The 21,951-nt window shown below is 72.7% G+C and carries 17 protein-coding genes; 4 read left to right on the top strand and 13 right to left on the bottom strand.

The window, feature by feature from the left end:
• Positions 1–18: 18 nt before the first annotated feature.
• Positions 19–432: a PaaI family thioesterase gene (locus tag ACZ597_RS14550; RefSeq protein WP_471329021.1), complete on the top strand. Its 414-nt coding sequence runs from the start codon at positions 19–21 to the stop codon at positions 430–432.
• 10 nt (positions 433–442) lie between these two features.
• Here the strand turns inward: ACZ597_RS14550 and ACZ597_RS14545 are convergent, their stop codons facing one another.
• The 5 genes from ACZ597_RS14545 to ACZ597_RS14525 all read right to left on the bottom strand — a co-directional run bounded on the left by ACZ597_RS14545 (position 443) and on the right by ACZ597_RS14525 (position 6,369).
• Positions 443–2,011: an alpha/beta hydrolase gene (locus ACZ597_RS14545; RefSeq protein ID WP_471329019.1), complete on the bottom strand. Its 1,569-nt coding sequence runs from the start codon at positions 2,009–2,011 to the stop codon at positions 443–445.
• Between the two features lie 182 nt (positions 2,012–2,193).
• The gene (locus tag ACZ597_RS14540; protein ID WP_471329017.1) at positions 2,194–2,640 is read right to left on the bottom strand and encodes a hypothetical protein; all 447 of its coding nucleotides are present in this window, start codon (positions 2,638–2,640) and stop codon (positions 2,194–2,196) included.
• Between the two features lie 99 nt (positions 2,641–2,739).
• The gene (locus ACZ597_RS14535; RefSeq protein WP_471330083.1) at positions 2,740–3,777 is read right to left on the bottom strand and encodes an SCO0930 family lipoprotein; all 1,038 of its coding nucleotides are present in this window, start codon (positions 3,775–3,777) and stop codon (positions 2,740–2,742) included.
• A 154-nt stretch (positions 3,778–3,931) separates the two neighbouring features.
• Complete coding sequence (locus ACZ597_RS14530; RefSeq protein WP_471329016.1) at positions 3,932–5,383, bottom strand: NADH-ubiquinone oxidoreductase-F iron-sulfur binding region domain-containing protein; 1,452 nt, start codon at positions 5,381–5,383, stop codon at positions 3,932–3,934.
• Positions 5,380–6,369, bottom strand: coding sequence for a hypothetical protein (locus tag ACZ597_RS14525; protein ID WP_471329014.1), 990 nt, complete (start codon positions 6,367–6,369; stop codon positions 5,380–5,382). Before ACZ597_RS14525 ends, ACZ597_RS14530 begins: the two co-directional genes overlap by 4 nt.
• A gap of 455 nt (positions 6,370–6,824) precedes the next feature.
• Here ACZ597_RS14525 and ACZ597_RS14520 point away from each other — a divergent pair, with 455 nt between their 5' ends.
• Positions 6,825–8,069 (top strand): PucR family transcriptional regulator, encoded by a 1,245-nt coding sequence (locus ACZ597_RS14520; protein WP_471329012.1) that lies wholly within the window; start codon positions 6,825–6,827, stop codon positions 8,067–8,069.
• A gap of 85 nt (positions 8,070–8,154) precedes the next feature.
• Here ACZ597_RS14520 and ACZ597_RS14515 read toward each other — a convergent pair whose 3' ends face one another.
• From ACZ597_RS14515 to ACZ597_RS14500, 4 genes are all read right to left on the bottom strand, one after another.
• On the bottom strand, positions 8,155–9,546 hold the full coding sequence (locus ACZ597_RS14515; RefSeq protein WP_471329010.1) for a DUF1996 domain-containing protein: 1,392 nt from the start codon (positions 9,544–9,546) through the stop codon (positions 8,155–8,157).
• A gap of 4 nt (positions 9,547–9,550) precedes the next feature.
• Positions 9,551–10,309 (bottom strand): DUF4142 domain-containing protein, encoded by a 759-nt coding sequence (locus tag ACZ597_RS14510; protein ID WP_471329008.1) that lies wholly within the window; start codon positions 10,307–10,309, stop codon positions 9,551–9,553.
• A 174-nt stretch (positions 10,310–10,483) separates the two neighbouring features.
• Positions 10,484–11,110, bottom strand: a complete 627-nt coding sequence (locus ACZ597_RS14505; protein ID WP_471329006.1) for a HalD/BesD family halogenase — start codon at positions 11,108–11,110, stop codon at positions 10,484–10,486.
• 73 nt (positions 11,111–11,183) lie between these two features.
• Positions 11,184–11,561 carry a hypothetical protein gene (locus ACZ597_RS14500; protein WP_471329005.1) on the bottom strand — a complete coding sequence of 126 codons (378 nt, stop codon included), beginning with the start codon at positions 11,559–11,561 and terminating at the stop codon, positions 11,184–11,186.
• Positions 11,562–11,684: 123 nt separating this feature from the next.
• On the opposite strand from ACZ597_RS14500, the gene ACZ597_RS14495 reads away from it, so the two are divergent.
• Complete coding sequence (locus ACZ597_RS14495; protein WP_471329003.1) at positions 11,685–14,348, top strand: DUF6185 family protein; 2,664 nt, start codon at positions 11,685–11,687, stop codon at positions 14,346–14,348.
• Positions 14,349–14,354: 6 nt separating this feature from the next.
• Here the strand turns inward: ACZ597_RS14495 and ACZ597_RS14490 are convergent, their stop codons facing one another.
• Genes ACZ597_RS14490 through ACZ597_RS14480 form a run of 3 tightly spaced genes read right to left on the bottom strand, consistent with a single transcriptional unit; the run spans position 14,355 to position 20,342 of the window.
• Positions 14,355–16,070, bottom strand: coding sequence for a thiamine pyrophosphate-binding protein (locus ACZ597_RS14490; RefSeq protein WP_471329001.1), 1,716 nt, complete (start codon positions 16,068–16,070; stop codon positions 14,355–14,357).
• A gap of 17 nt (positions 16,071–16,087) precedes the next feature.
• The gene (locus tag ACZ597_RS14485; protein WP_471328999.1) at positions 16,088–17,467 is read right to left on the bottom strand and encodes a hypothetical protein; all 1,380 of its coding nucleotides are present in this window, start codon (positions 17,465–17,467) and stop codon (positions 16,088–16,090) included.
• 13 nt (positions 17,468–17,480) lie between these two features.
• A complete protein-coding gene (locus tag ACZ597_RS14480) occupies positions 17,481–20,342 on the bottom strand; it encodes a peroxidase family protein (protein ID WP_471328997.1) in 2,862 nt (953 codons plus the stop codon).
• A 196-nt stretch (positions 20,343–20,538) separates the two neighbouring features.
• Here ACZ597_RS14480 and ACZ597_RS14475 point away from each other — a divergent pair, with 196 nt between their 5' ends.
• Positions 20,539–21,702: a PP2C family protein-serine/threonine phosphatase gene (locus tag ACZ597_RS14475; protein WP_471328995.1), complete on the top strand. Its 1,164-nt coding sequence runs from the start codon at positions 20,539–20,541 to the stop codon at positions 21,700–21,702.
• 6 nt (positions 21,703–21,708) lie between these two features.
• Here the strand turns inward: ACZ597_RS14475 and ACZ597_RS14470 are convergent, their stop codons facing one another.
• On the bottom strand, positions 21,709–21,873 hold the full coding sequence (locus ACZ597_RS14470; protein WP_471328993.1) for a hypothetical protein: 165 nt from the start codon (positions 21,871–21,873) through the stop codon (positions 21,709–21,711).
• Positions 21,874–21,951: the final 78 nt, after the last annotated feature.

Genomic DNA, 21,951 nt, shown 5'->3' with positions numbered 1-21,951 from the left:
GGCCGCCACAATCACCGGGTGACGTTGACACCGGCAGACGCGGACAAGATCCTCACCGACAACTTCGCCCCCTGGGTGCTGGCCCTCGGCCTCACCGTCGAGGAGACCGGCGAGCGGCACGCCGTCCTGCGGCTGCCCTGGTCGGACACCCTGGCCCGTGACGGCGGCGGCCTGTCGGGGCAGGCCCTGATGGCCGCCGCCGACACCGCGACCGTCATCGCGATCTCCGCCGCGCGCGGCGCGTACGGCCCGATGACCACCGTGCAGCAGTCCACGAGCTTCCAGCGTCCGGTGACCGGCGCCGACGTGCTGATCGACGTACGCGTCACCAAGCTGGGCAGGCGCATGGCCTTCGCCGACGTCACCATGACCCCCGAAGGGGCCGCGGATCCGGCGGCGAAGGCCTCCACGGTCTACGCCCTGCTCGGCTGACCCGGCGGCGTCAGAACCGCAGCGGGCCGGCCGGGAACGGCAGCGGCTTCGGCGCCGGCAGCACGTCCTGCCGCTGGGCCGGAGCCGGAGCCGCCCGGCAGGTCACGTCCCGGGCGGGCAGCCGGCCCGTCGCCAGGTAGGAGTTGACCGGGGCGTTGGCGCAGGAGTTGGGGTCGGCCAGGTACACGCCGTGGCCCTCCCCGCCCATCGCGAGCACCATCCGCGAACCCTTCAGGGCCCGGTGCAGCCCCTGCCCGCTCACGAGCGGGGTCTGGGAATCCCACTCGTTCTGCACGGTCAGCACGTTCGCCCGGGTCTTCATCGGGGTGGCCGCCTCGGCGGGCCGCTGCCAGAAGGCACAGGGCTTGATGTTGGAGGCGAAGTCCCCGTACAGCGGGTAGCGGGCCTTGTCCCGGGCCGCGTCCCGCGCGTACTGGCCGGGATCCCGCGGCCAGGCGCCGGTGTCCCCGCACAGCACGGACCAGAAGACGGCCGTGCCGTTGTCGGACGCCGGCGCCGACGCGCGGAGCAGCTTCTTCAGGTCCGGCACGGCCGGGCCGGCGGGCTGCGGGGCGCCCTCGGCGGCCGCCTTCAGCGCGGCGACGAGCGGCGCGGCCTGTTGCGGGTAGAAGAACAGGGCGCGCGCGGTCCGGATGTCATCGCCCGTCAGCTTCATGCCCTGGAACTCGATCGGCTCGCGGTCGGCCCGGGCCACCAGCCCCCAGAACGCCGCCGACACCGCCTCCGGCGTCGCGCCGAGCCGGTACTCGCCGTCGCGCTCCGCCGTCCACCGCGCCCACCGGGCGAAGGCCGGCTCGGCCTCCGTGGCCCACACCTGGATCATCCCGCGCCAGAGCAGCTGCGGGTCGACCCCGCTGTCCAGCACGAAGCGGTCGGTACGGGACGGGAACATCTGCGTGTAGACCGCGCCGAGGTACGTCCCGTACGAGTAGCCCACGTAGGAGATCTTGCGCTCGCCCAGGGCGGCGCGGATCGCGTCCATGTCGCGGGCGGTGTTGCGGGTGGTGATGTACGGGAGGACCGAACCGGCCTTCTCCCGGCACTTGTCCGCGACGGTGCGCGCCCAGGCGACGTCGGAGGGGAAGGTCTCGGGGCGGTAGGGGCGGTCGAAGTTCTGCTCCGCCTCGTTCAGCCCGCAGCTGATCGGGCTGCTGGCCCCGACGCCCCGCGGGTCGAAGCCGATCAGGTCGTACCGCTCCCTGACCTCCTTCGGCATGGCCTCGTCCATCATGAGCGGCAGGTCGAGCCCCGAGCCGCCGGGTCCGCCGGGGTTGAGGAGCATGATCCCGTGCCGCTTGGCCGGGTCCTGGCTCTTGATCCGGGATATGGCGAGGTCGATGGTCCTGCCGCGGGGCCGCTGGTAGTCGAGCGGCACCTTGATGGTGGCGCACTCGTACGAGGCCGGCTGGTCCGGGCTGCAGCGGTGCCAGGAGGGCTGCTGCGGCTGGTAGTCCGAGGGAGCGGGGGACGCCGCCGCCTGGGTGGCGGCGAGCAGGGGGAGGGAGGTCGCGAGGAGGCCGGCGGTGGCGAGCAGGGGCGCGAGGCGTTTCATGCGCACGAAGAGCCGTTCCTTTCGGAGAGGGGCGATTCCGTGCCCACCTTGGATGACGCGCGCGGCGGGGCGAATCCTCCCTCAGGGCGGCTCTCGTGCTGCTTCGTACACCTCGCGAATGAGGGAGGTTCCGGACAACTGGCCGACGCGCCGCGTCTGTTGGGGCGGCAGCGGGGCCGCCGCCGGGATCAGTGCCCGGTGTGCTCCGTGCCGGTCTCCAGCGTGCCGCCGAGGCGTTCGCGGAGCGCGGTCAGGGCCTCCGGAGACTGGGCGGTGACCACCCAGCGGTCTCCGACCAGGTAGACCCCGCCGTACACCCGGGTCTCCGCCAGCCAGGAGCGCAGGCCCTCTTCGGCGGCGAAGGTCGTCAGCCGGTAGGCGCCCTGCCCGGTCGTACAGGCTCCCTGGCGCAGTTCGTCGGCCTCCGTGCTCACCTCGGCGGTGCAGCCCAGGGCGGAGGCGAGTTCCTCCACCGCGGCGCTCCTCCCGGCGGGGCTCCCCGCCGCGTGTGCCGCGTGGGCGGTCGCACCGCCCTGCGCGGGCGGATCCGCGGCGCAGCCGCCGGCCAGCAGGGTGCCGCACAGCACGGCACCGGCCGCGAGGGCGCGGCGGCTTCGGCGGTAGGACGGGGGCATGGGGACCTCACTGGAAGGGATCGGAGGGAGAAGGGGTGTGGTGCCCGGCGGGGAGGGGAGGGGGGCCGGGCACCACGGCTCATGGGCGTCCCGGCCGGCTCAGCCGGCCGCCTTCGCCTTCTTGCCCTTGTCGGTGACGGCCCACCAGAGGTTCTGCTTGCCCTGCCCGTTGACGTCGCCGGGCGCCTTGTCACCGGTGAACGTGTAGACCGGCCAGCAGTCGATGGTCAACTGCTCCGTGCCGTCGGGCCTTTTCACCGTGCCGACCAATTTGGGGTCGATTCCCGAGACCTGCGTCTTGTCGACGGGCTCGGCGGGCTTCCAGGTGTCCGTGCAGGAATCCACGCAGCCGATTTTCATCGGCCAGGCGCTGTCCTTGTCGAACCGGTAGAGGGTCCATCCCTCCGAATTCTGGACGATATTTCCGAGCTGGGCGTTCTGCCGGACCGAGAGCGCGACCTTCGACGGCTCCTTCGCCGTATCCTTCGCCCCTTCCTTCGCTCCTCCTTCCTGCTCCGTCCCGTGTCCCTGCATTCCCGTCCCCTTTCCGGCGGCGGCCCATTTCCCGTCGGGGCCCAGGACGTGCCAGGTGCCGCCGACGCCCTCGCCGAGGGCGTCGCCCGCCTTGGTGTCCTTGGCGTAGCGGTACACCGGCCAGCCCCCGACCGTCAGCTGCTTGCTGCCGTCGGCCCGGGTGACCGAACCGAGCAGGGCCGCGTCGATGCCCGCCCCCGCCGCGGCCCCGTCCGCCGGTACCACTGGCCAGGCCTTGGCGCAGTCGCCCTCACAGTTGGACTTGGGCGGCTTGGCGGTGTCCTTGTCGAAGCGGTAGAGCGTGAACCCGTCGCCGTCGGCGACGCCGGAGCCCACGTTCGCCATCTCCCGCACCTGGAGCATCCCGGCCGGCCCGCTCTGCCCCGCGCCGCCCGCCGGATTGGCTCCGGAGCCCTCGCCGTAACCCGATCCGGATCCCGCCCCGTATCCCGAACCCCCGTCGGAGCCGTATGCGCCGAGCTGTTTCCCGGAACCCGCCGGCTGGACCGCGTCCGCCTTCGAAGAGGGTTTTTCGGCGGCACCGCAACCGGCCGTCAGCAGCAGTACCGCGACCGCCGACCCGGCGATTATCTCCCGGCGCATTGTCTTCACGATCTCTCCTTGGGATTCTGTGCCGTCCTGCTCTTTGCCTGCGGTCATTGATACGGGGAGAACAGCGGCCGAAGCGGATATCCACGGGAATTTGTCAGATCGCGCCAAGAATGAACTCGGGGGCGTCCCGCACACGTGCGCCCGCTCATTCCTGGATGCGCAGCGCGAGGGCCGGGCAGCGCCGCACGGCCCGCAGCGCCTTGGGCCGCAGGTGGCCCGGCACCGGCATGGACGCCTCCGCCGGGTAGCCGTCGGCGTCGAGCCGTACGACATCGGGGAGGACGTCCACGCACAGCCCGTGCCCCTTGCACAGGGTCCAGTCCACCACCAGCCGCTCCGGCGGGCTCTCGTCCTGGGGCAGCGGCAGCGCCCCCACGATCCGCCGCCCGCAGCCGCTGCCGAGGGCGTGGTCGCGGAACTCGTCGGGGAACGCCGCGAGCGCGGAGGCCACGAAGTGCGAGGTGCCGTCGGGATGGCTGCACGCACCCCGGCCCCGGACGGCCCTCAGCCGCGCCTCCACCGCGTCGAGGGCGCCGCGGCCCCCGCCCCGCACGGCGTCCTCCAGTACGTCGGCCAGCCCGGGCAGTCCGCGTACGCAGGGCCCGCACTGCCCGGCCGACTCCTTCGCCATCCAGCGCGTCACCCGCGCGACCTCGCCGGCCGGGCAGGTGTCCTCGGGCAGCGGCAGCACCGCCCCCGCCCCCAGCACCGCCCCGAAGGCGGACAGCGACCCCCGGGACACGTCCGCCGAGCGGGCCGCCCCCGGATCGAGCCAGCGGCCGTGGTACCCGCCGACCAGCACCCCCTGCCCGGTACGGGTCCCGCACAGGTCGAGGATGTAGGCCAGCGAGGTCCCCGTCGGGGTCTCCACCACCGTGTGCCCGGCGACGGTCAGCAGCACGGTGCCCGGCTCGGAGGCCAGGCCGGCCGCCCGGTAGTCGGGGGCGCCCATCCGGGCGGCGACGGCGAGCTGCGCGTAGGTCTCGGTGTTCGACAGCAGCGTGGGCACCCCGCCCAGCCCCCGTTCGCTGGTCCGCACCCGTCGGCCGGACGGCAGTGCCGCGCCCCCGTTCAGCCCGCCGACCAGGGCCGTTCCCTCGCCCGTGACGAAGCGCTCGGGGAGCCGGGAGACGCGCACCCGGCGTCCGCCCGGGCCGCGTTCCGCCACCGCGTCCCGTACCGAGCGCTCCACGTCCGCCCGGGTGACGGCCACCATCACCTCCTCCGCGGCGACCGCGGCGGCGGCCAGCAGGGCACCGTCGAGCACCAGGTGCGGGGCGTGCAGCAGCAGGGCGGTGTCCTTGAGGCAACTGGGCTCCCCCTCACTGCCGTTGACCACCACGGCCGTCGGCCCCTCCCGCTCCCGGGCGGACGCGATGACGGCGCGCAGCTTACGGGCGAAAGGGAAACCGGCCCCGCCGCGGCCCCGCAGGTCGATGTCCGCGGCCAGGTCGACGAGTTCGTCCGGGGCGTAGCGCGGCAGCGGGCCGTGCGCCGCCTGATGGGCGTCGCGGTCGAGCCGCGGGTCCCGGTCGAGCCCGGCCAGCAGCCGGGGGGTGCCCACGCAGCCGAGGCCGGGGCGCGCGGGTCCGCTCACGACCACCGCTCCCCGCCGCCGCGCGGCCCGGACCGCCGGTCGGCGCCCGGGCCCGCCGCGGCGGCCGCGTAGGGCGCGCGCCCGGTCCTCGGCGGCCCCGCCGCAGGTTCGGTGGCCGGGCTCCTGCGGGGCCGCACCAGCAGGTCCGCGAGCGGCACGTCCTGGATGAAGAACGGGCGTACGCGCGGGGGTTGGGCGGGCGCCTCCCCGGCGGCGGTGTTCTGCGGGACGGACGGCTGCCAGGCGGCGCCGAGCCCGCGGGCCCTGAGGCGGAAGGCGAGCAGGGCGATGACCCCGGCCAGGCACAGCCCGTAGGCCGCCGTCACCCAGGTGTCGGCGGCGCGGCCGGCCTTCAGTCCGTGCAGCAGCGACGCGCCCCACGCCGGGTACGCGCCGATGTGCAGGGCCCGCCACCACAGGGAGCGGCTCTTGGTGGCGAACACACTACGCAGGGCGCCGGAGGCCGCCACGGCCACGAAGAGATATCCGGCCAGGGTGCCCAGGCCGATGACGACGGGCCGGTCCGTGTCCGCGAACGGCACCGCGGCAGCGGCGGCGTCCGCCTGCTTCTCTGCCACCTTGACCCAGATGTGCAGGCCGAGGAAGCCCAGCCCCGCAACGGCGAGGCCCCGGTGCACGCCCTGGGCCAGCAGCCGGTGGCCCGACCCGAGCAGCACCCGGTCGGTGGCCACCAGCCCCCACAGGACGGTGGAGGTCAGGCAGACGAGCGAGAGCACGCCCGCGCCGAAGTCGAGGAACTCCCACAGGCGGGTCAGGGCCCCCGCGCGGGCCGCCACGAGGAGCGAGACGAGCGTGGCGCCGGCGGCGCACAGCGCGCTGGGGCGCAGTCTTCCGGCGGCGGGCAGCAGTGAGGGCCGCCGGACGGCCCGCCGCCCGGCGGCCGGAGCCGCGGCGGCCTCCGCCGCGTGGCGACTCCTGCGTCGTGCCCTGTGGGAGCGGGGTATGTGCGGCTGGGGCAGGGGCATGCGGTTCTCCTGAGCACCCGGGCTCCGAGCGGTCCACCTCGCGCTCGGCACCCGGGGGTTGGGGGACGGTGACGGCCGGCAGCGCTGCGAATTCCCGCGCCGGCCGAGGGGCTCGGGGGCCGGAGTGCAGCAGCATCGTGGAGCTACGCAGCATCTCCACAGGATTTATCGAAACGTGATAATTTCTCGCACCGCGTCTACAGCGCATCGAACAACCCCGGAAGATTCCCCTCCAGTGGAGGTTGCGACAGGCCACCGCCTCGTCGGCCATCCATGCGGTCCCGGCGGCAAAAACAAGGCAAATCCGTGGACCCGAAAGTGGCCGGAACCCTCCAGAAGGGGACGCGGTGGCTGCAACTCTCTTGGCAGACAGGGCTGTTGGCGAGACGGACAACCCTGGCGGGCCTGTCACCCCTGCACCGGACAGGCCTCACCCCGGCAAGAACGAGGAAACGATGTGCGAACTTCTGAACCGCATCTGGTCCCGCCCGCGCGGAGAGTGGACCCGCGTCCTGCGCAGGGAACTCCCCGCGCTGGCCGCGGAGATAGTGGAGGAGCTTCTGCATGGAATTCCGGAATTTTCCGCCCTTGTCGATGACAACGATGCCATCGATGACGATCTGCTCAGGCTGAGGGTGGAAGAGGCCCTTCTCTCCGCCCTCGGCTACCAGGACGGCGGCGACCGCGACCCGCACTGCGCGGACCCCGCGGAGGACGCCACCGGCACCCCCGGGCCCCCGGTCCGCACCGGCCCGGCACCGGACGAGGACCGCCACGACGGCCGCGTCGAGGAACCGGCGGGCGCCGTACGGGAACACGTACGCGAACCCGCGCGCGAGCACGACCGGACCGACGGCGGCCACGGCGCGGGCCACCCGCTCCGGCAGGTGCCCGCCGCCCCGCCGGACCGGGCCCGGCAGGAACTCTTCAGGGCCCTCACCGACGACCGCACCGCGTGCGAGGGCTCCCTCGCCGAACTCGCCGAAGCGGCCCACTGGCCCCTCCCGCCCGCGGTACGGGCCGTCGCCCTGGCCACCCCCGGCGAGACGCAGCAGCTGGCGGCCGTGCTCGACGACGCCCTCGCCGGCATGTTCGCCGGCCGGCCCTGCCTGCTGCTCCCCAGCCCCGACCCCGACGCCCGCGCCGCCCTCGAACTCCCCCTCCGCGGGAGGTTCGCGGCCGTCGGCCACGCCGTCGCCCCGCGCGACACGGCCTCCTCGTTGCGCTGGGCGCTGCGCCTGCTGACCCTGACCCCCAACCGGGGCGCCCCGGACGCCCGCGCCGTCTTCGTCGACGACCACCTCTCGACCCTCCTGCTCCTCCAGGACGAACCCCTCGCCCACGCCCTGGCCGCCCGCTGGCTCAAGCCGCTCGCCGACCTCACCCCCCGTCAGAGCGAGCGGCTGGAGGTCACGCTGCTCGCCTGGCTGGAGGGCGGCGGCGCCCCGGAGGCGGCCAAGGCCCTGAGCGTGCACCCGCAGACGGTGCGCTACCGGATGCGGCAGCTGGAGAAGCTCTTCGGGCCGGGACTGCGCGACCCGCGGACCCGCTTCGAACTGGAGATGGCCCTGCGCAGCCGCCGGCTGATGGCCCAGGTCCGCCGCCTGAACTCGCGTACCGGCCGCAGGAACGGACGGGTGGTCACCGCCGACTTCACCCCCCTGGTCGTCGGACGGATGGCCCGCGTCAACGGACTGTGACCCGCGCGCCGCGTCCCCCGCGAGCACGCGAAGGGCGGTGGCCCGGAGCCCCCCGGCTCCGGGCCACCGCCTTTGCCGGCCCGTCTCAGCGGCAGGTGCGGCCGCTGTTGATGCAGCTCACGGCCCTGGCCATCAGGCCGTTCGACATGACGTTGATGAAGTCACCGTGATCGGTCACCGGCTTGTGCAGCTGCTCCGGGAAGCTGTCCACGGCGATGCGCGCACCCGGCGAGACCCCGTACGTGATCCGCTGCACCAGCTGGGGAATGGCCGTGAAGCCCTTCTTGCAGCGGCCGTTCCGGTCCGCGAAGGCCACATGGGTGCGGTGGTTGGCGCTGTCGGTGTTGCGGCCGTCCCAGCAGCTCTGGAAGGTGAAGGTGCGCACCACGTCGCTGCCCTTCGGGCACACCGGGTACTTGTCCTTCAGCTGGCGGTCCTCGAAGCCGGTGCAGCTCCAGGAGGCGTTGGCGTTCGCCGTGCCGTTGCTGAAGGCCTTGGCGTCACCCGTGATGATCCGCAGGAACCGGGGCATCGCCTTCACCTGGCCCACGGGACTGCCCTTGAAGCTGATCGTCACCTGCTTGGGCCGCAGGATCGTGCCCACGTTGGCGTCCTGACCGCCGCCCGGCGCCTTGGCGTCCTTCTCCGCCCGGCCGTCGCGCAGCCGCAGCACCGGCCAGTAGTACGTGGACTGGTCGCCGTTGCCGCAGGTGGTCCCGGAGGCGGCGAGGCTGTCGTTGGTGGAGAAGGCGTCGGTGGTCTTGTTGCCCACGTAGTCGTGCATGTGGTGCGCGCCGTTGGAGACGCCCGGCGCCACGATGACGTTGTCGGGGTTGAAGTGGCCGTTCTCGTTGCGGCCGCACTCGGAGCTGAAGGAGCCCTTGGACGCGCCCCCCGAGGGCGCGGGGGTCCGTACGTTCGGCTTCACCTTGGTGATGTCGACGAAGTCGCTCTTGGCCGGACCGCCCTTCTGTCCGATGCTCCGGGCCGCGGCGTCCCCACCCGAAGCCGCGGCCGCGGCGGCGTCGGGAGCGGCCTCGTCCTGCGCCGCGGGCGCCTCCTTCATCTCGCACCCGCTGAGCTTGTCCAGCTCCTCCGGGCTACCGGAGGAGCGGCCTATCGCGTCGGACACCCGGCTGATGGTCGTCGCGCGCTGGTCCCGCAGCCGGCCGAGGAGGGCGTCCTTCTGCGTCTTGCCCTGCACCTGCCCGGACGCCAGCTGACGGTAGGCGTCGGCCACCTGGACGTCCAGCTGGGCGAGGTTCTCGTCGACCTCGCCCCTGGCCCGGTCGGGGACCGAGGTGAGCCGGTCGCCCACGTCCGGGCAGTCGATGGTGGCCGTGACCTGTCCCGAACGGCCGTCCTGCCCGGCGCTCGCGTTGCCGGCGACGACGGCGACCCCGCCACCGCCCAGCACCAGGGCGGAGACCGCCGCGAGGAGCTTGAACCGGGGGCGCCTGTGGCCCTTGTGACTCATGCGATCACTTCACTTCGTTTCGTCGGTCGGACATCTGAGGGGGCGCGGCCCCCTGGTGGTGGACCGGAGTGGGGGAGGCCGGCGCGGGGCTCGCGTCGGAGACGGAGTCGAAGTCGACCAGCCCGCTCTCCTCCAGGACCGTGATGTGGTCCAGCACGGTGGCGTTGGCCGAGGTGGCGAGGGAGCGCACCATCGAGTTGCGGGTCTGCGCCCGGATCTGCGCCAGCAGGCCGAACACCTTGCCGTGCGCGCGCCGCAGCAACTGGATGAACAGCCGCTCGTACTCGGCGTTGGGGGCGTTCGTCAGCTGGTTCAGCCAGTCCTGCTGCTGGGCGCTGGGCTGGTCGGGCAGGTCCATGCCGAGGGCCTGGCCCACCTGGAGCACCTGCCGGTCCAGCTCGGTGTGCCCCTCCACCAGGTGCATCCCGGCGGTGCGCACCGAGGGCCGGGTCCCGCGCTGAAGCGCCTGCCGCCCGGCGGGCAGCTCCCACAGCCCGGCGAGCCGCACCTTGCGGACGAAGTCCCGGTCGGCGGCGGACAGGGGGCCGTACGCCGTGCTCATGGTCCCGGCGCCGTCGTCATCGGTACCCGGACGCGCGGCCGTTCCCGCCGCGGTGGCCGAGGCCCGGTCGCCGAACTTCGACACGGGTATCAGCAGCGCCATGAGCGTGACGGCCAGGGCGGTGATGACCAGACCGCTCCCGATCGTGTACCTCGTGGCCACCGACAAGCCGCTGACGGATCGCCGTCGCAATGACAGCACAGTGCCTCCTCGCTCCGTGGGCCGGCAGGAGGAGCGGGGCGGCAGCGGCGGCAGGCGCCCTGCGGTGCGCACCCGAACTCCTGGGGTGCCACGGGACGCTAGTGCCCCGTGCGGGGCCGCTGCGGAAGGACCATCACCATCGGACAAACATCCGGGCGGGCCCTCGGAGGGCTGCTATCTTGCCGCGGGCTGCCGGTCGGGCGTGGTGTACGCGAAGTTCAGCGCGACCCGCCGCAGCCCCGGCCGCCGCAGCCCGGTCACCTGGTGGGCGGTGGTGTCGGCGCGCAGCAGATAGCCGTCCCCGGGCCGGTGGTGGGCCCGGCGCGCGACCTCGTCCGCCGCCGCGGGCAGGGCCGTACCCCTGGGCCCGTACTGGAGCAGCCCGCCGTCCCGGGCCGAATCGGGCGCCTCGGAGAAGACCACGAGGGCCAGCGGGTGGCCGTGGGTGTGCTCGCCGTGGGCGTCGTCGTGCCGGTGCAGGATGTCGATCACGTGCCGTTCCAGCGGGTCGGCGACGGGCACGGCCTCCAGCTGGGAGATCGCGCGCACCAGCTCGATCAGCGCGGGGTCGTGGTAGACGCGCGGGATCAGATCGGACTCCTCGGCGATGATCCCCCCGCCGAGGGTGGTCATGGGGCGGGGCCCCCCGCGGTCCTGGTGCTCCGCCATCGATTCGAGGCGCCGGACCTCGCGGCGGAGCAGCACGAGCCGGTCGGGCGGTACGAGCCCGGGGAGCGGAACGTAGCCCTCGGCGGCGAAGCGCTCGCGCAGGCCGCGGTGGTCGGCAGGGAGAAGCAGCACGATCCGGTACTACCCCGCGCCGAGCGGCCCCAGACGGCCCGCCGGTCAAGGCCATCCGGTCGGCCGCAGGGGGTCAGTGGTTCTCACACCCCGGGCACAGGTCGAGCGGGTCGCACAGCATGACGACCTGGTACGGGCCACCCTCCGGGCGCTCCGCGCCGTGGGGCGCGAACCGCCACTGGGAGGGCTTGACGTGGCGCGTCCCGTCCCGTTTCTCCACGCGGGCGTGCAGGGTGCGCGCGGCGGGGTCGTTCGTCTCGACCATGACCTCGTCGGGGGCGAGCGGGAAGTGGTCGTGCAGTAGGCACAGGCCGAAGCGGTCCAGGTTCCCGTGCTTGTCGAGGACCTCGACGAGGTCCCGCACGAAGGCGGCGTCCGAGGGTCCGAGCCCTTCGGCTTCCTCGAAGCGGGGGAGGGGCTTGCGCGTGGTGGCTTCCTGGGGCTGGGTCATGGCACGTCCCGTGGAGATGCGGGCAGGAACCCCCGGTCCCATCATCGGCCGCAGTCGGGCCCGCGGCAATCCGGTCGGCGGCGGCCGGGAGGGTGAGAGCCGGGTCCGCGGCCGCGTGTCCCGGTGCGGCGGGTCACGGTGCGTGTTAAGGGTCCCTGGACGGGGTGCTGTACGAGACGGTGCGGACGGGGCGCGATCGTGAAAACCCGGTGGTGGTGTCTGGTCTTCCTGCTCCTGCCCGCGCTCGTGGGGTGGGGAGGGGAGGCTCGGGCGTACGGAGCGGACGCGGACGTCTGCGAGGCGGGCATGCTGAAGGCCCGCAATGTGACCGCGAAGCTCGATTTCGACCACCACGACCGCGAATACACCCAGTTGGTCTCGAACCTCACTGTCATTGTTTCGACCAAGGAGTGGTCGAAGGCGGCGGATCTGGTGCTCAGCGAGAAGTCCCCCAAATACCGGACGGCCATGGCGTGCCTCCTGCGCGGCGGTGACGGCTTCCCGCGAAGCCGCGAGTGGCGCTTCCGAGACCCGCTGGTGACCGTACGGGACGATCTGGTCACGGTGGATTACGAGGCGATCGGATGGATCGAGCACACGCGCCCGTTCGAGCTCGGACCATGGGCGATCAAGGTCGATGGCAACGGCAAGATCTGGCACGTCTCCCTCCAGTTGCCGAAGGCGCTGAGGAATTCCACCTGGGGACAGGTCGAAGTCCGATTGAACGGACTCGAAGCCACCGACACCGAACCCAGGCCGACGTCTTCCGACCCGGACCGCTACGTGTGGTACAAACCCAGCGCCAAGACACTGGAATTCGACGTGGATCCACCGTGGCAGCGCTCCTTCAACCTGCCCGACGGGTGGCGGTCCCTCAGCTGGGCGGGCGTCGGCTCGTGGTGGCTGTTCACCTCGGTACTGACCCTCGTGGCCCTTCACCGTGCGGTGCGGGCACAGGAAGCGTGCTGCCCCGATGCGCCGGGATGGGACGACCTCAAGCGGACGATCCGGCTATGGGCCGGACTCGGCTTGGGGGTGGCGGTGACGCTGCGCCTGTTCGTCCTGGATCCGCCGCGATCCGTCAGTCTGGCATGGCGCTATGCCGTCATCATCGCACTGGGTCTGGTCCTGGTGCTCGCCGCACGGCCGTGGAGCCGCATCCAGCCCTGTCCCGTCGCACGGGAGACCGGAACGGAGCGGGACGCCGGCGTCGAGGGTGCCCGACGCCGTCAGGCCCGTGCCGTCACCGTGACGGCCGCGGCCGTGGCCGTGCTCGCGCTCCTGCCGGTCGTGGCGCATCGCCTCTTCGGCCTGACGGTGGGGCTGACATGGGACGGGTCGCAGGACACCCTCAGTGTCGTCGGGCTCAGGCTGCTGGCGCTGGCGACGCTGTGGTTGTGGCTGGCCGCGATGCTGGCATGGGGGTGGCGCTTCGGGCGGGCGGGGGAATTGGTCCGGAGGTCCTGGAGCGCGGCGTGGGACAGGTGTCCGGTCCGCTGCACCCTGCTGGTCGGAGCCGTACTGGGGGTGGCCGCAGGGGCCCTGTTCGCCTCGCTCTGGTGGACGCGTGAGCGCTTCTGGAAGCGCACCTTCTGGCTCATCGGCCCGACCGAGAACGTCCCCCCTCTCGAGTGGCGCAGGTTCTTGTCGCTTTCCGCCTTCTCCGGCCTCACGTGGGTCTACTCCTATGCCTGGATGCTTTCGGGCCTCGCTCTCATCGCGCTGCTGCACATCCGCGTCAAGACCCGGCGGGCCCACTACTCGGAGAGGGGTGAAGAGGTCTCGTTGGGACCGGTCGGCGCCGATCTCCTGTTGACGGTCGCGGTCTTCGTCATGGCGGTGGGATTCCGGCAGGTCGATTTCGCGCGGTACAACCTCCTGTTCGGTGTCTGGCTGTTGCTGGTGATGGCCTCCATGTACGCCGTCGTCACCATTGGCCATCGGTTCTCCCTGCTGGGCCGCGCAGGAGAGGAGTTCTGCACGCGGCGGCTGGGTACGAGGCGCCGCCGCCGCGCGCTGCTGGCCAAGGCGCACGAATTCCGCAACCTGCATCACAAGCTGTACTCGTTGGACCGGGGCCGTGCAGAGGCCGGAGTGACCCGTGAGGACCTGGAAGACAAACTGGAGGGGCTCTACGATTGGCTGTTCGACGGATGGGACAGGCGCCGCCCCCGCCCGCAGATCTCCGTGCTCGACACCGCCCTCTGCTGGGGACCGGGCGCGGACTGGTGGGGGAACGCCCGGCACGCCGCTCGCCTGGCCTTCTGCTTCGGGATCCCGGCCAGCGTCGCTCTGGTCTGGATGAGCTACCTCAAGGATCCCCGAACCCAGTTCGCCACGCTGCAGAGCCTCATCGCCCTGCCGGAGATCGTGGCGAAGTGCTTCGTGTGGCAGGTGGCATGGGCCGGGGCCGGCTTGGCCCTGGGAGCGCTGTGGCGGGTGCTGCCCGGGCGCCGCAGTCCCCTGCGTGCACTGAGCCTGACCGCCGCCTACGCCATCCCCGTCTGTGCGGGAGCCCTGCTCTCCCAGGTCACCGACACAGCGCTGGGGTACGTCTTCCTGCACGTCGCGCTCATGCTGCTGGTCCTGACCCTCACCAGCATCTGGATGGACATGGCGACCTTCAGCGAGGAGCGGAAGTTCTGGCCCAGCCGCCTCGGGCTGCTGCTGTCGGTCTACCAGCTGCGCGGGCTGTCCACCCAGGTGGCCTACCTCGCGGCCCAGTTGGCGATCGTCGCAGGAGTCTGGCGCTCCCTGGTCGGCAGCGACTCGCGGGCGCCCCGGTAGCGCCGCTCAGTCCACCGCACCCCGCAACCGCGCTTCCACCGTCTCCACCAGCCCCGCGATCACCCCGTCCGGCGACGGGCTGTAGTGCGGCACCGCCCACCGCGTGATCCGGGCGTCGATCAGCGCGGGCCGGCCCGAGGCCAGGGCCGCGCGGAAGGCCTCCTCGAACTCGGACAGGGTCTCCACCCGGTAGCCTTCCGCCCCGCACGCACGCGCGTACCCGGCGAAGTCCGGGTTGCGGAACTCGACCAGCGCGGACTCCCCGTACGTGACCAGCTGGAAGAGCTTGATCAGCTTGAACTGCCCGTCGTTGAAGATCACCCAGATGACCGGGATCTCGTTCTCCACGGCCGTCATCAGCTCGAAGCCGGACAGCGAATAGCAGCCGTCGCCGCAGCCGACGACCACCGCCCGCTCCGGATGGGCGACCTTCAGCCCGATCGCCCCGTTGACGTGTCCGGCCATCGGCCCGAAGGAGCCGGCCTTGCGGAAGTTCTGCCCCTCCTCCAGTTCCACGTAGTACCCGAGCCACGCCAGATGGGCCCCCGCGTCGGCGAGCAGCACCCCCCGCGGCGGCAGCATCCGGCCGATCGACTGCGCCAGCTGCCCGGGGTGGATCCCTCCCGTCAGGTGGGTGATGTGCCGGGCCTCGTAGTCCCGCCCGTCGACCTGCACCGGCGGGACCTCGCCGACCCGCCGCTCCAGCGCGTCGGTCAGCGCGGCCACCGCCGGACGGGCGTCGGACAGCAGCGCGTGGTCGGGCGGGTAGGCCTTGTGGAACTCGCCCTCGGAGATGTTCACGTGGATGAGCACCTTGCCCTCGAAGAGGTCCGGGCGGTAGTTGAACGTCGCGTGCTGGTTGAGGGAGTTGCCGACGCACAGCACCACGTCCGCCTCGCGGAAGGCCTTCCACGCACTGGAGTGGCCGCTGTCCGCGAAGACGCCGACCGACAGCGGATGTCCCTCGGAGACGATGCCCTTGCCGTCCAGGGTGGTGAGCAGCGGGATCCGGAAGCGTTCGATCAGCCGCTTGACCTCGGGCCCCGCCCCGCTGCGCACCGCGCCGAAGCCGACGAGCGCGACGATCCGCCGGCCCCGCGCGAGGGCGTCCGCCAGTACCTCCGCGATCTCCTCCACCCGCGCGGGATCGGGCAGCACCGGCGCCACGTCGAGTTCGACCGGCCGGAAGTTCCGTACCTCGACGCCCCGGTGCGTGAGGTTCTCGGGCACGTGGATGTGCACGGGCCCGGGCCTGCCCTCGAAGGCGGTGTTCACCGCCTCCTCCAGCACGTCGCACGTGTCGGCGGCATCGGTGAGCAGGAAGGACTTCTTGGTCGTGGCGGCGAACATGGCCTGGGAGTCGGGCGTGCGGTTCAGGCCCGAGGTCTCGTTGAGGGAGCCCCATCCGCGCCATTCCATCGACGCGTACCCCGAGACGGCGAGGACGGGATAGGAGTCCGACATGGCCACGGCCAGCCCCGAGAACAGGTTGAACGCGCCCGGACCGGCGGTGGCGAAGCAGAAGCCGAGCCGGTTGGTGTACATGGCGTAGCCGCAGGCCATGAACGAGGCGGCCTGCTCGTGGCGCGTGATGACGGGCCGGATCAGCCGCGAGTGCTTCAGCGCCAGCATCAGGCCGGCGGCGTTCTCCCCGGCACCGCCGAAGGCCGCCCGCACCCCGATGCCCTCCAGCCCCTTGACGATGGCCTCGTAGACCCTCATCGCCCTCTCCTCCCTCCCTACGCGTCCCAGTGCGCGGCGTGCCGGCGGTGCGCGTCGGTCAGGCCGCCCCGGAAGAACCGGTCGTAGTACTCGGATTCGACGTGGTGCGTCTGCAGCCAGACGCCGGGCACGTGGACGGCGTCGGTGTGCGCGGGGAAGCGGCCGTGGGTCTCGTGGATGTACACGCAGATGTCCCGTGCGCAGTCGATGACCCGCTGGTCGTACTCGCTCGCCTCCGCGAGGTAGCGCTGCGCGTAGTCGTCCTTGTAGACGCGGCCGAAGAGCTCCTTGTCGCCGTAGACGCCGTCCTTGCCGAACTTGGACCGGACGACGGAGTCGACGGCTTCCGCCATCGAGGGGTAGTGGGGCGGGCAGGCGGCCTTGATGAGGTGTTCCCCGCCGGCCCGCAGTCCCACCGGGTGGGCGCGCAGGGCCGCGTACTTCGGCAGCGGCACGTGCCAGCGCAGGACGTCGAGGGGGCGGAACCTCGGGGTGACGAAGTCGAAGCCCAGCATCCGGCCGTAGGCGCGGGAGAACTTGGGGTCGCCGAGCATGATCTGCGGGCTGATCGTGGCGTGGATCCAGGCGCCGAGCCCCATCGCGTCCGCGACCAGCATCATGTTCTGGAGCAGCAGGTCGGCCTCGATCTGGGTGCGCATCGGCCCCAGGGCGCCGAGCGGCATCTTGATTTCGGGATTGAGGAAACCGTTCTCGATCCATGCGCGCACCCCGGCGGGGCGGTAGAAGTTGCGGTCGTCGACGAGGGTGGGCCGGGCTCCGTCGGGCTGGGTGAGCAGGTACATCAGGGCGTTGACGTACTGGTGGGAGAGGTCGACCACCGGCAGGAACAGGGTGGTGCCCGGCAGGTTGGACAGGAACCGGTTGGAGTCGAGGTAGGCGGGGAAGTCGCGCATCCCCTCGGCGACGTCCAGCCGGTGGTCCAGTACCCGTACCTTGGCCCGGCGGGCCCGCTCGACCAGGGTGTCCGGGTCGAAGGCGGGCTCCGGGGCGGGCGGCAGTTTGCGCAGGTAGTACGTGCCACTGTCGTTGATCATGAAGAAGTGGGTGGCCTGCGCGTTGTCGGGGCTGCCGGCGGTGCGCCCGGTCATGTTCAGGTTCGGCTTCGCCATGATCGGTTTGTGGTCGCGCGGGTCCTCGAAGGGCCGGTCGGGCATGGTGAGCCCCGAGGAGCCGGTGAGGGAGATCAGTACGGCCTCCTCCAGCTCGTCCAGCGGCCGCGGCCGGTGCGGGGAGCTGTAGCTCATCGACCCGGCGGGTACGGAGGCGCCCCGGCTGACCCGGTGGGTGCGCCGGCCGAAGACCGTCTCCAGCAGCGGCCGGGCGAGCAGTTCCTCCAGGCCGGGGTGGCGGCGGCCGCGGCCATCGGTTGCGGACATGGCCCCGCCCCGCTCAGCCGAGGCCGTCGTGGTCGCGGACCGGCTGGACCGGGCGCCAGGGCGCGAAGGCGCTCGCCCCGCGCGGCAGGACGCCCGCCAGCTCGGGGCAGTGCCGCAGGATGACGCTCGTCATGCCGTTGCGGTCGATCCAGTCCATGCCGAGCGGCGTGTAGATCTCGGGGCGGAAGTCGACCGTGAGGAACCGGTCGCTCTGCAGCCGCCGGCTCGCCATCAGGATGAAGACGCGGAAGGCGGTGTCGCTGAACCCGAACCCCGCGGGCGGGTTCTCGGCGAAGAGCCCCACCACCGTGTCGACGTCGTCGACGGAACGGTAGACGTCCCGCAGCCGCGCGACCGTCTCCGGATCGTCGGAGAGGTCCTCGAACCGCCGGACCCGCGGCTTGTGCAGCCCGGCCCGGAAGTCGTTGTAGCGCGGGACGCCGCGGCGGCGGGTGCGCACCAGGTCGATCACGGACAGGTCGATCAGCTCCCCGTCGCGCTCGAACGCCTGGAGCGCGCGCGGGAAGTTGTGGAGGGTGATGGCTCCCGGGTTGGCGATGCCCAGCGAGTAGAGGGAGTCCACCAGACCGGTCTTGCGGATCAGCGGCTCCGCCGCCGCGCCCTGGAGGTCGGTGAAGCCGAGGGTGTCGAGCCGGCGGCCGAGGCGGTGGTCGACGAACTCGTAGTCGTCGGGGATCAGCGGGTGCATCCGGTAGACCGTGACGAACTCCTCCGTGAGGGCGTACGGGGCCCCGTGGTGCTCGGGCAGGGTCCTGGGGATGCCGTCCTTGCCGTTCGCCTCCAGCAGCCAGACGCCCAGCTGGTCGAGCCACTTCTTCGGCGGCCCCTCCCAGTTCGTCCGCATCCCGATGTCGAGCGTCCTGGTGGCCAGGATCGCGGGGGTCCACTCCACCGTGTGGATCTTGGCGATGAGAGCGGAGACGACCAGCCGCGCCGTGTGGTAGACCCGGTCCTCGTCCAGGTGCGGGTACTCGTTCCGCAGGGCCTCGCACACCGCGTTGTGCTCGCGGGCGAAGAGCGTGTGCACGGCGCTCAGGCCGAGCCACCAGTTGTCGCTGAACCCGGTGACGGGCAGGCCGTCCGCGCTCGTCGGCAGGTGCCCCCGCTCCAGCCGCAGCCCGGCGCCGCCGCCCGGCTCGCGCAGGGAGGCGGCGACGGCCTGGTCGCCGCCGTACACCTCGGAACCGTCCCACCAGTGCGACACGCCGCCGGCGAACCGGATCGGCGGCCGCCCGCTCCCGGCCGCGTCCAGCGGCTCGTCGTCGCCGAACCGCATCACCTTCTCGCGCGGCCCGCCCGGGGTGTTCCGCCAGTCGGTGCCGGGCGGCAGGGGCACCTCGACGCTCCGGGTGCCCACCGGGAACCGCTTGTGGTTGACCCAGTCGTGCACCTGGAACTGGATCCAGGCCGCCGCGATCACGTTCAGCGACTTCGCCGGTACGAAGGCCTCGCGCCGCAGCAGTTCCCTGCTGACGACGACCGGGTTCGGGGTGTCGAACCGGTCCGGCCGGTAGTCGGGCGGCATCGAGCGCCCGAAGGTCGCGCCGACGGCGCCCATCCGTGGCGCGGACAGGTCGTTGTGGCTGCCGTCGTAGCTGCGCCTGACCAGCAGCTCCTCGTCCACGGGCGGTTCCACCGGGCCCGCCTTGGGCGGCGCCTCGTGCACCTCGGTGTCGATCAGGTTGTGCCGGCGCAGCGTCTGCCGGAACGCCATCAGGTTCAGCAGCGCGACCGGCGTGGGCAGCCGGTGCCACGGGACGACCCGGTTCACGGAGCGGAAGGCGGCCCGCAGCGGGGTCCCGAGCAGGGCGTTGCGGCGCGGCTCCACGGTCACGAAGCGGCGGCCCAGGCGGTGCGCGCTGCTGGCCTCGTAGGCGAGCTTGCGGGCACGGTTGAGGTTCCCCAGCGGACGGAAGGCCTCCGCCGTGTGCCAGGGGTTGAAGGCGAGCAGTTCGACCCGGGCCCCGGCGGCGCGCGCCTCGGCCGTGTGGACGTCCTGGCGGGGGACGGTCAGCGTGGCCACGGGCACCACGGGCGCGTCCCGCTCGCTCCACTCCGCCGCGCCGTCCTCGATCGGGGTGCGCCGCGGGTCCACGTAGCGCTGCACGCACAGCTCGAAGACGACGTCGCCCGCGGCCAGCCTCCGCGCGAGCTCGTGCCGCAGGCCGTCGGGACCGGCCGGCGGCCCCGCCGGGGCCGGGGCGGTGCCCGGGGCGGGCCGCAGCTGGTAGCGCACCGGCCCCGCGCCGCCCCACAGGATCGCGCCCCGGCTCCAGTACGTTTCCAGCGCCAGGCTGGACACGGTGCGCCTGGTTCCCGCGATCACGTTGCGCCGCATCCGGGCCGCCGTGGACCAGCCGACCGCCAGGGGGAGCCTGACGAACAGGGCGAACCCCCGGGCGGGCCGGGATTCGGCGCCCGCCATGGCCTTGGCGAAGGCCACGAACTCGCGCGCGTCGCGGGCGTGGGAGACCGGGAAGCTGGTCATCAGCAGGTCGTGGGTCTCCTCCGGCCCCACCTCGACGCGCAGCGCCGCCCCGCGCAGATCGGGCGTGGAGTCGGGGCGCCGGACCCCGCCGGCGTTGGACAGCCGGACCGTGACCGGGTACTCGGCGCCGGGCCGGGCGAACCCGGTCCGCAGCGGTTCGGGCAGGTCGTCGCGGAACCGCAGCCGCCCGTTCTCCACGCCGAGGACCGCCTTGGCGTGGAACGTCCGCTCCAGGGCGGCCGCGCCACTGCGCCGCTTCACCTTGAGCTGTACCCGCAGGAGCTCCTTCACCAGCCGCTCGAAGGCCAGCCGCTCCGTCTCCGGGCTGCCGCCGACGTATCGCTCGTACCGCTCGACCTCGTCCATGCGTGCCTCTTCACGAAGGGGGCTTCCGGGGATTTCCTGCGCTCCCCACGACGTTTCCCCACCCGCGGGGCGATGTCGTGCGGAGCGGGGCAGACGGGTTCCCGGCGTGGCCCCTTCGGGTGGCCGGGGCGCCACCCGGCGGCGCCCCGGCGGCACGGAGTGGCGTCCGCGCGTCCGGTAGGGGCAGGCTGTACTCATGAGAGCGCCCGTGCGCTCGCCCCCGGGACCGGGAGCCGGCGGTCACCACCAGGTCCTTTTCGCCCTCGCGCAGTGCGTGCCCTTCGCGATCGCCCTGCTGGTGCTCCTGATCGAGCTCACGCCCGCGCACGTCGTCTACACCGGGCCCCTGCTGGTCGCGACACCCGCCCTGGCGGCGGTGACGACGGGCCCCAGGGGCACCCTCGCGGCGGCGGGGGTGGCCGTCGTCGTCAGCGTGATCACCGCCACCCACAACCACGCCTGGGGCGGCCAACAGGTCTACACCAACTTGCTCGCCCTGTCCCTGGTCACGGCGGCGAGCTTCACGACGAGCCGCGCCGCCCGCACGCGCCGGGAGACCCAGCTCAACCAGGTCCGCCGGATCGCCGCGGCCGCCCAGGAAGTCCTGCTGCGACCGGTGCCGGACCGGCTGGGGCCCGTACGGGCGGCCAGCATGTACCTGGCGGCCGAGGCGGGCGCCCAGATCGGCGGCGACCTGTACGACGCCGTCCAGACCCGGTACGGGGTCCGGATGATCGTCGGGGACGTCCGGGGCAAGGGCCTGCCCGCCGTCCGGGCCGCGGCGGTGGTCCTGGGCGCCTTCCGGGAGTCCGCGCACTACGAGGACGACCTGGTCGAGGTCGTCAACCACTGCGCGGCGGCCCTACGGCGGGACGCCGCCCTCGCGAGCACGAGCGTCAACGCCGAGACCGATCCCGCCGACGGCGCGGACGCCCTCCTGGAGGGCTTCGTCACCGCACTCGTCGCCCAGGTTCCCGACGGCCCCCACATCGAGCTGGTCAACCGCGGGCACCCCCCGCCGCTGCTGCTCCACGACGGTACGGTCCGCTCCCTGGCGCCCGCCGCCCCCCTGCCGCCGCTCGGCCTGGAGGAATTCCTCACCGGGCCCCCCGCGCGGACGGAGAGCTACCCCTTCACCCCGGGGGACCGCCTCCTGCTGCACACCGACGGCGTCATCGAGGCCCGCGACCGCGACAGGGCCTTCTTCGACCTGGCCGGAACCATGTCGAGCCTGCGCGACCACTCGCGCGAGGGCTTCCTGGAGGGTGTGCGCCAAGCCGTCCTGCGCCACACGCACAGCCGCCTCTCGGACGACGTGGCCCTGCTCGTCGTGGACCGCCACGAACCGGAGGGGCGGTGAGCGCCGTCAGCGGCCGATCAGCTTGTGCAGACCCAGGGTGGCCGACCCGAAGCCGGTCAGGGCGGCGAGCAGGGCCCCGGCGGCATTGCCCGTGGACAGGGCGGTGAGGGCGCCGACGACCGTGCCGATGAAGGCCGCCGTCAGCAGCACCAGCGCTGTCCGCTGGCTCACCAGGGGCTCCGAGTCGGGAGGCGGCGGTGCCGGGGCCGGCTCCGGACGGGTGGGCGGGGGAGGAGGCGACGGAGTGGT

The sequence above is a fragment of the Streptomyces sp. NPDC040718 genome (assembly GCF_055593565.1).
Note: the sequence above shows the minus strand (reverse complement) of the source record. Positions and strands in the feature narration are given on the sequence as shown.

Bases quoted from the DNA above. Each gene is read 5' to 3' on its own strand.
- ACZ597_RS14485 (WP_471328999.1), bottom strand. From the start codon at position 17,467: ATGTCCGCAACCGATGGCCGCGGCCGCCGCCACCCCGGCCTGGAGGAA.
- ACZ597_RS14500 (WP_471329005.1), bottom strand. From the start codon at position 11,561: ATGACCCAGCCCCAGGAAGCCACCACGCGCAAGCCCCTCCCCCGCTTC.
- ACZ597_RS14520 (WP_471329012.1), top strand. From the start codon at position 6,825: ATGTGCGAACTTCTGAACCGCATCTGGTCCCGCCCGCGCGGAGAGTGG.
- ACZ597_RS14490 (WP_471329001.1), bottom strand. From the start codon at position 16,070: ATGAGGGTCTACGAGGCCATCGTCAAGGGGCTGGAGGGCATCGGGGTG.
- ACZ597_RS14535 (WP_471330083.1), bottom strand. From the start codon at position 3,777: ATGCGCCGGGAGATAATCGCCGGGTCGGCGGTCGCGGTACTGCTGCTG.
- ACZ597_RS14525 (WP_471329014.1), bottom strand. From the start codon at position 6,369: ATGCCCCTGCCCCAGCCGCACATACCCCGCTCCCACAGGGCACGACGC.
- ACZ597_RS14540 (WP_471329017.1), bottom strand. From the start codon at position 2,640: ATGCCCCCGTCCTACCGCCGAAGCCGCCGCGCCCTCGCGGCCGGTGCC.
- ACZ597_RS14515 (WP_471329010.1), bottom strand. From the start codon at position 9,546: ATGAGTCACAAGGGCCACAGGCGCCCCCGGTTCAAGCTCCTCGCGGCG.
- ACZ597_RS14475 (WP_471328995.1), top strand. From the start codon at position 20,539: ATGAGAGCGCCCGTGCGCTCGCCCCCGGGACCGGGAGCCGGCGGTCAC.
- ACZ597_RS14480 (WP_471328997.1), bottom strand. From the start codon at position 20,342: ATGGACGAGGTCGAGCGGTACGAGCGATACGTCGGCGGCAGCCCGGAG.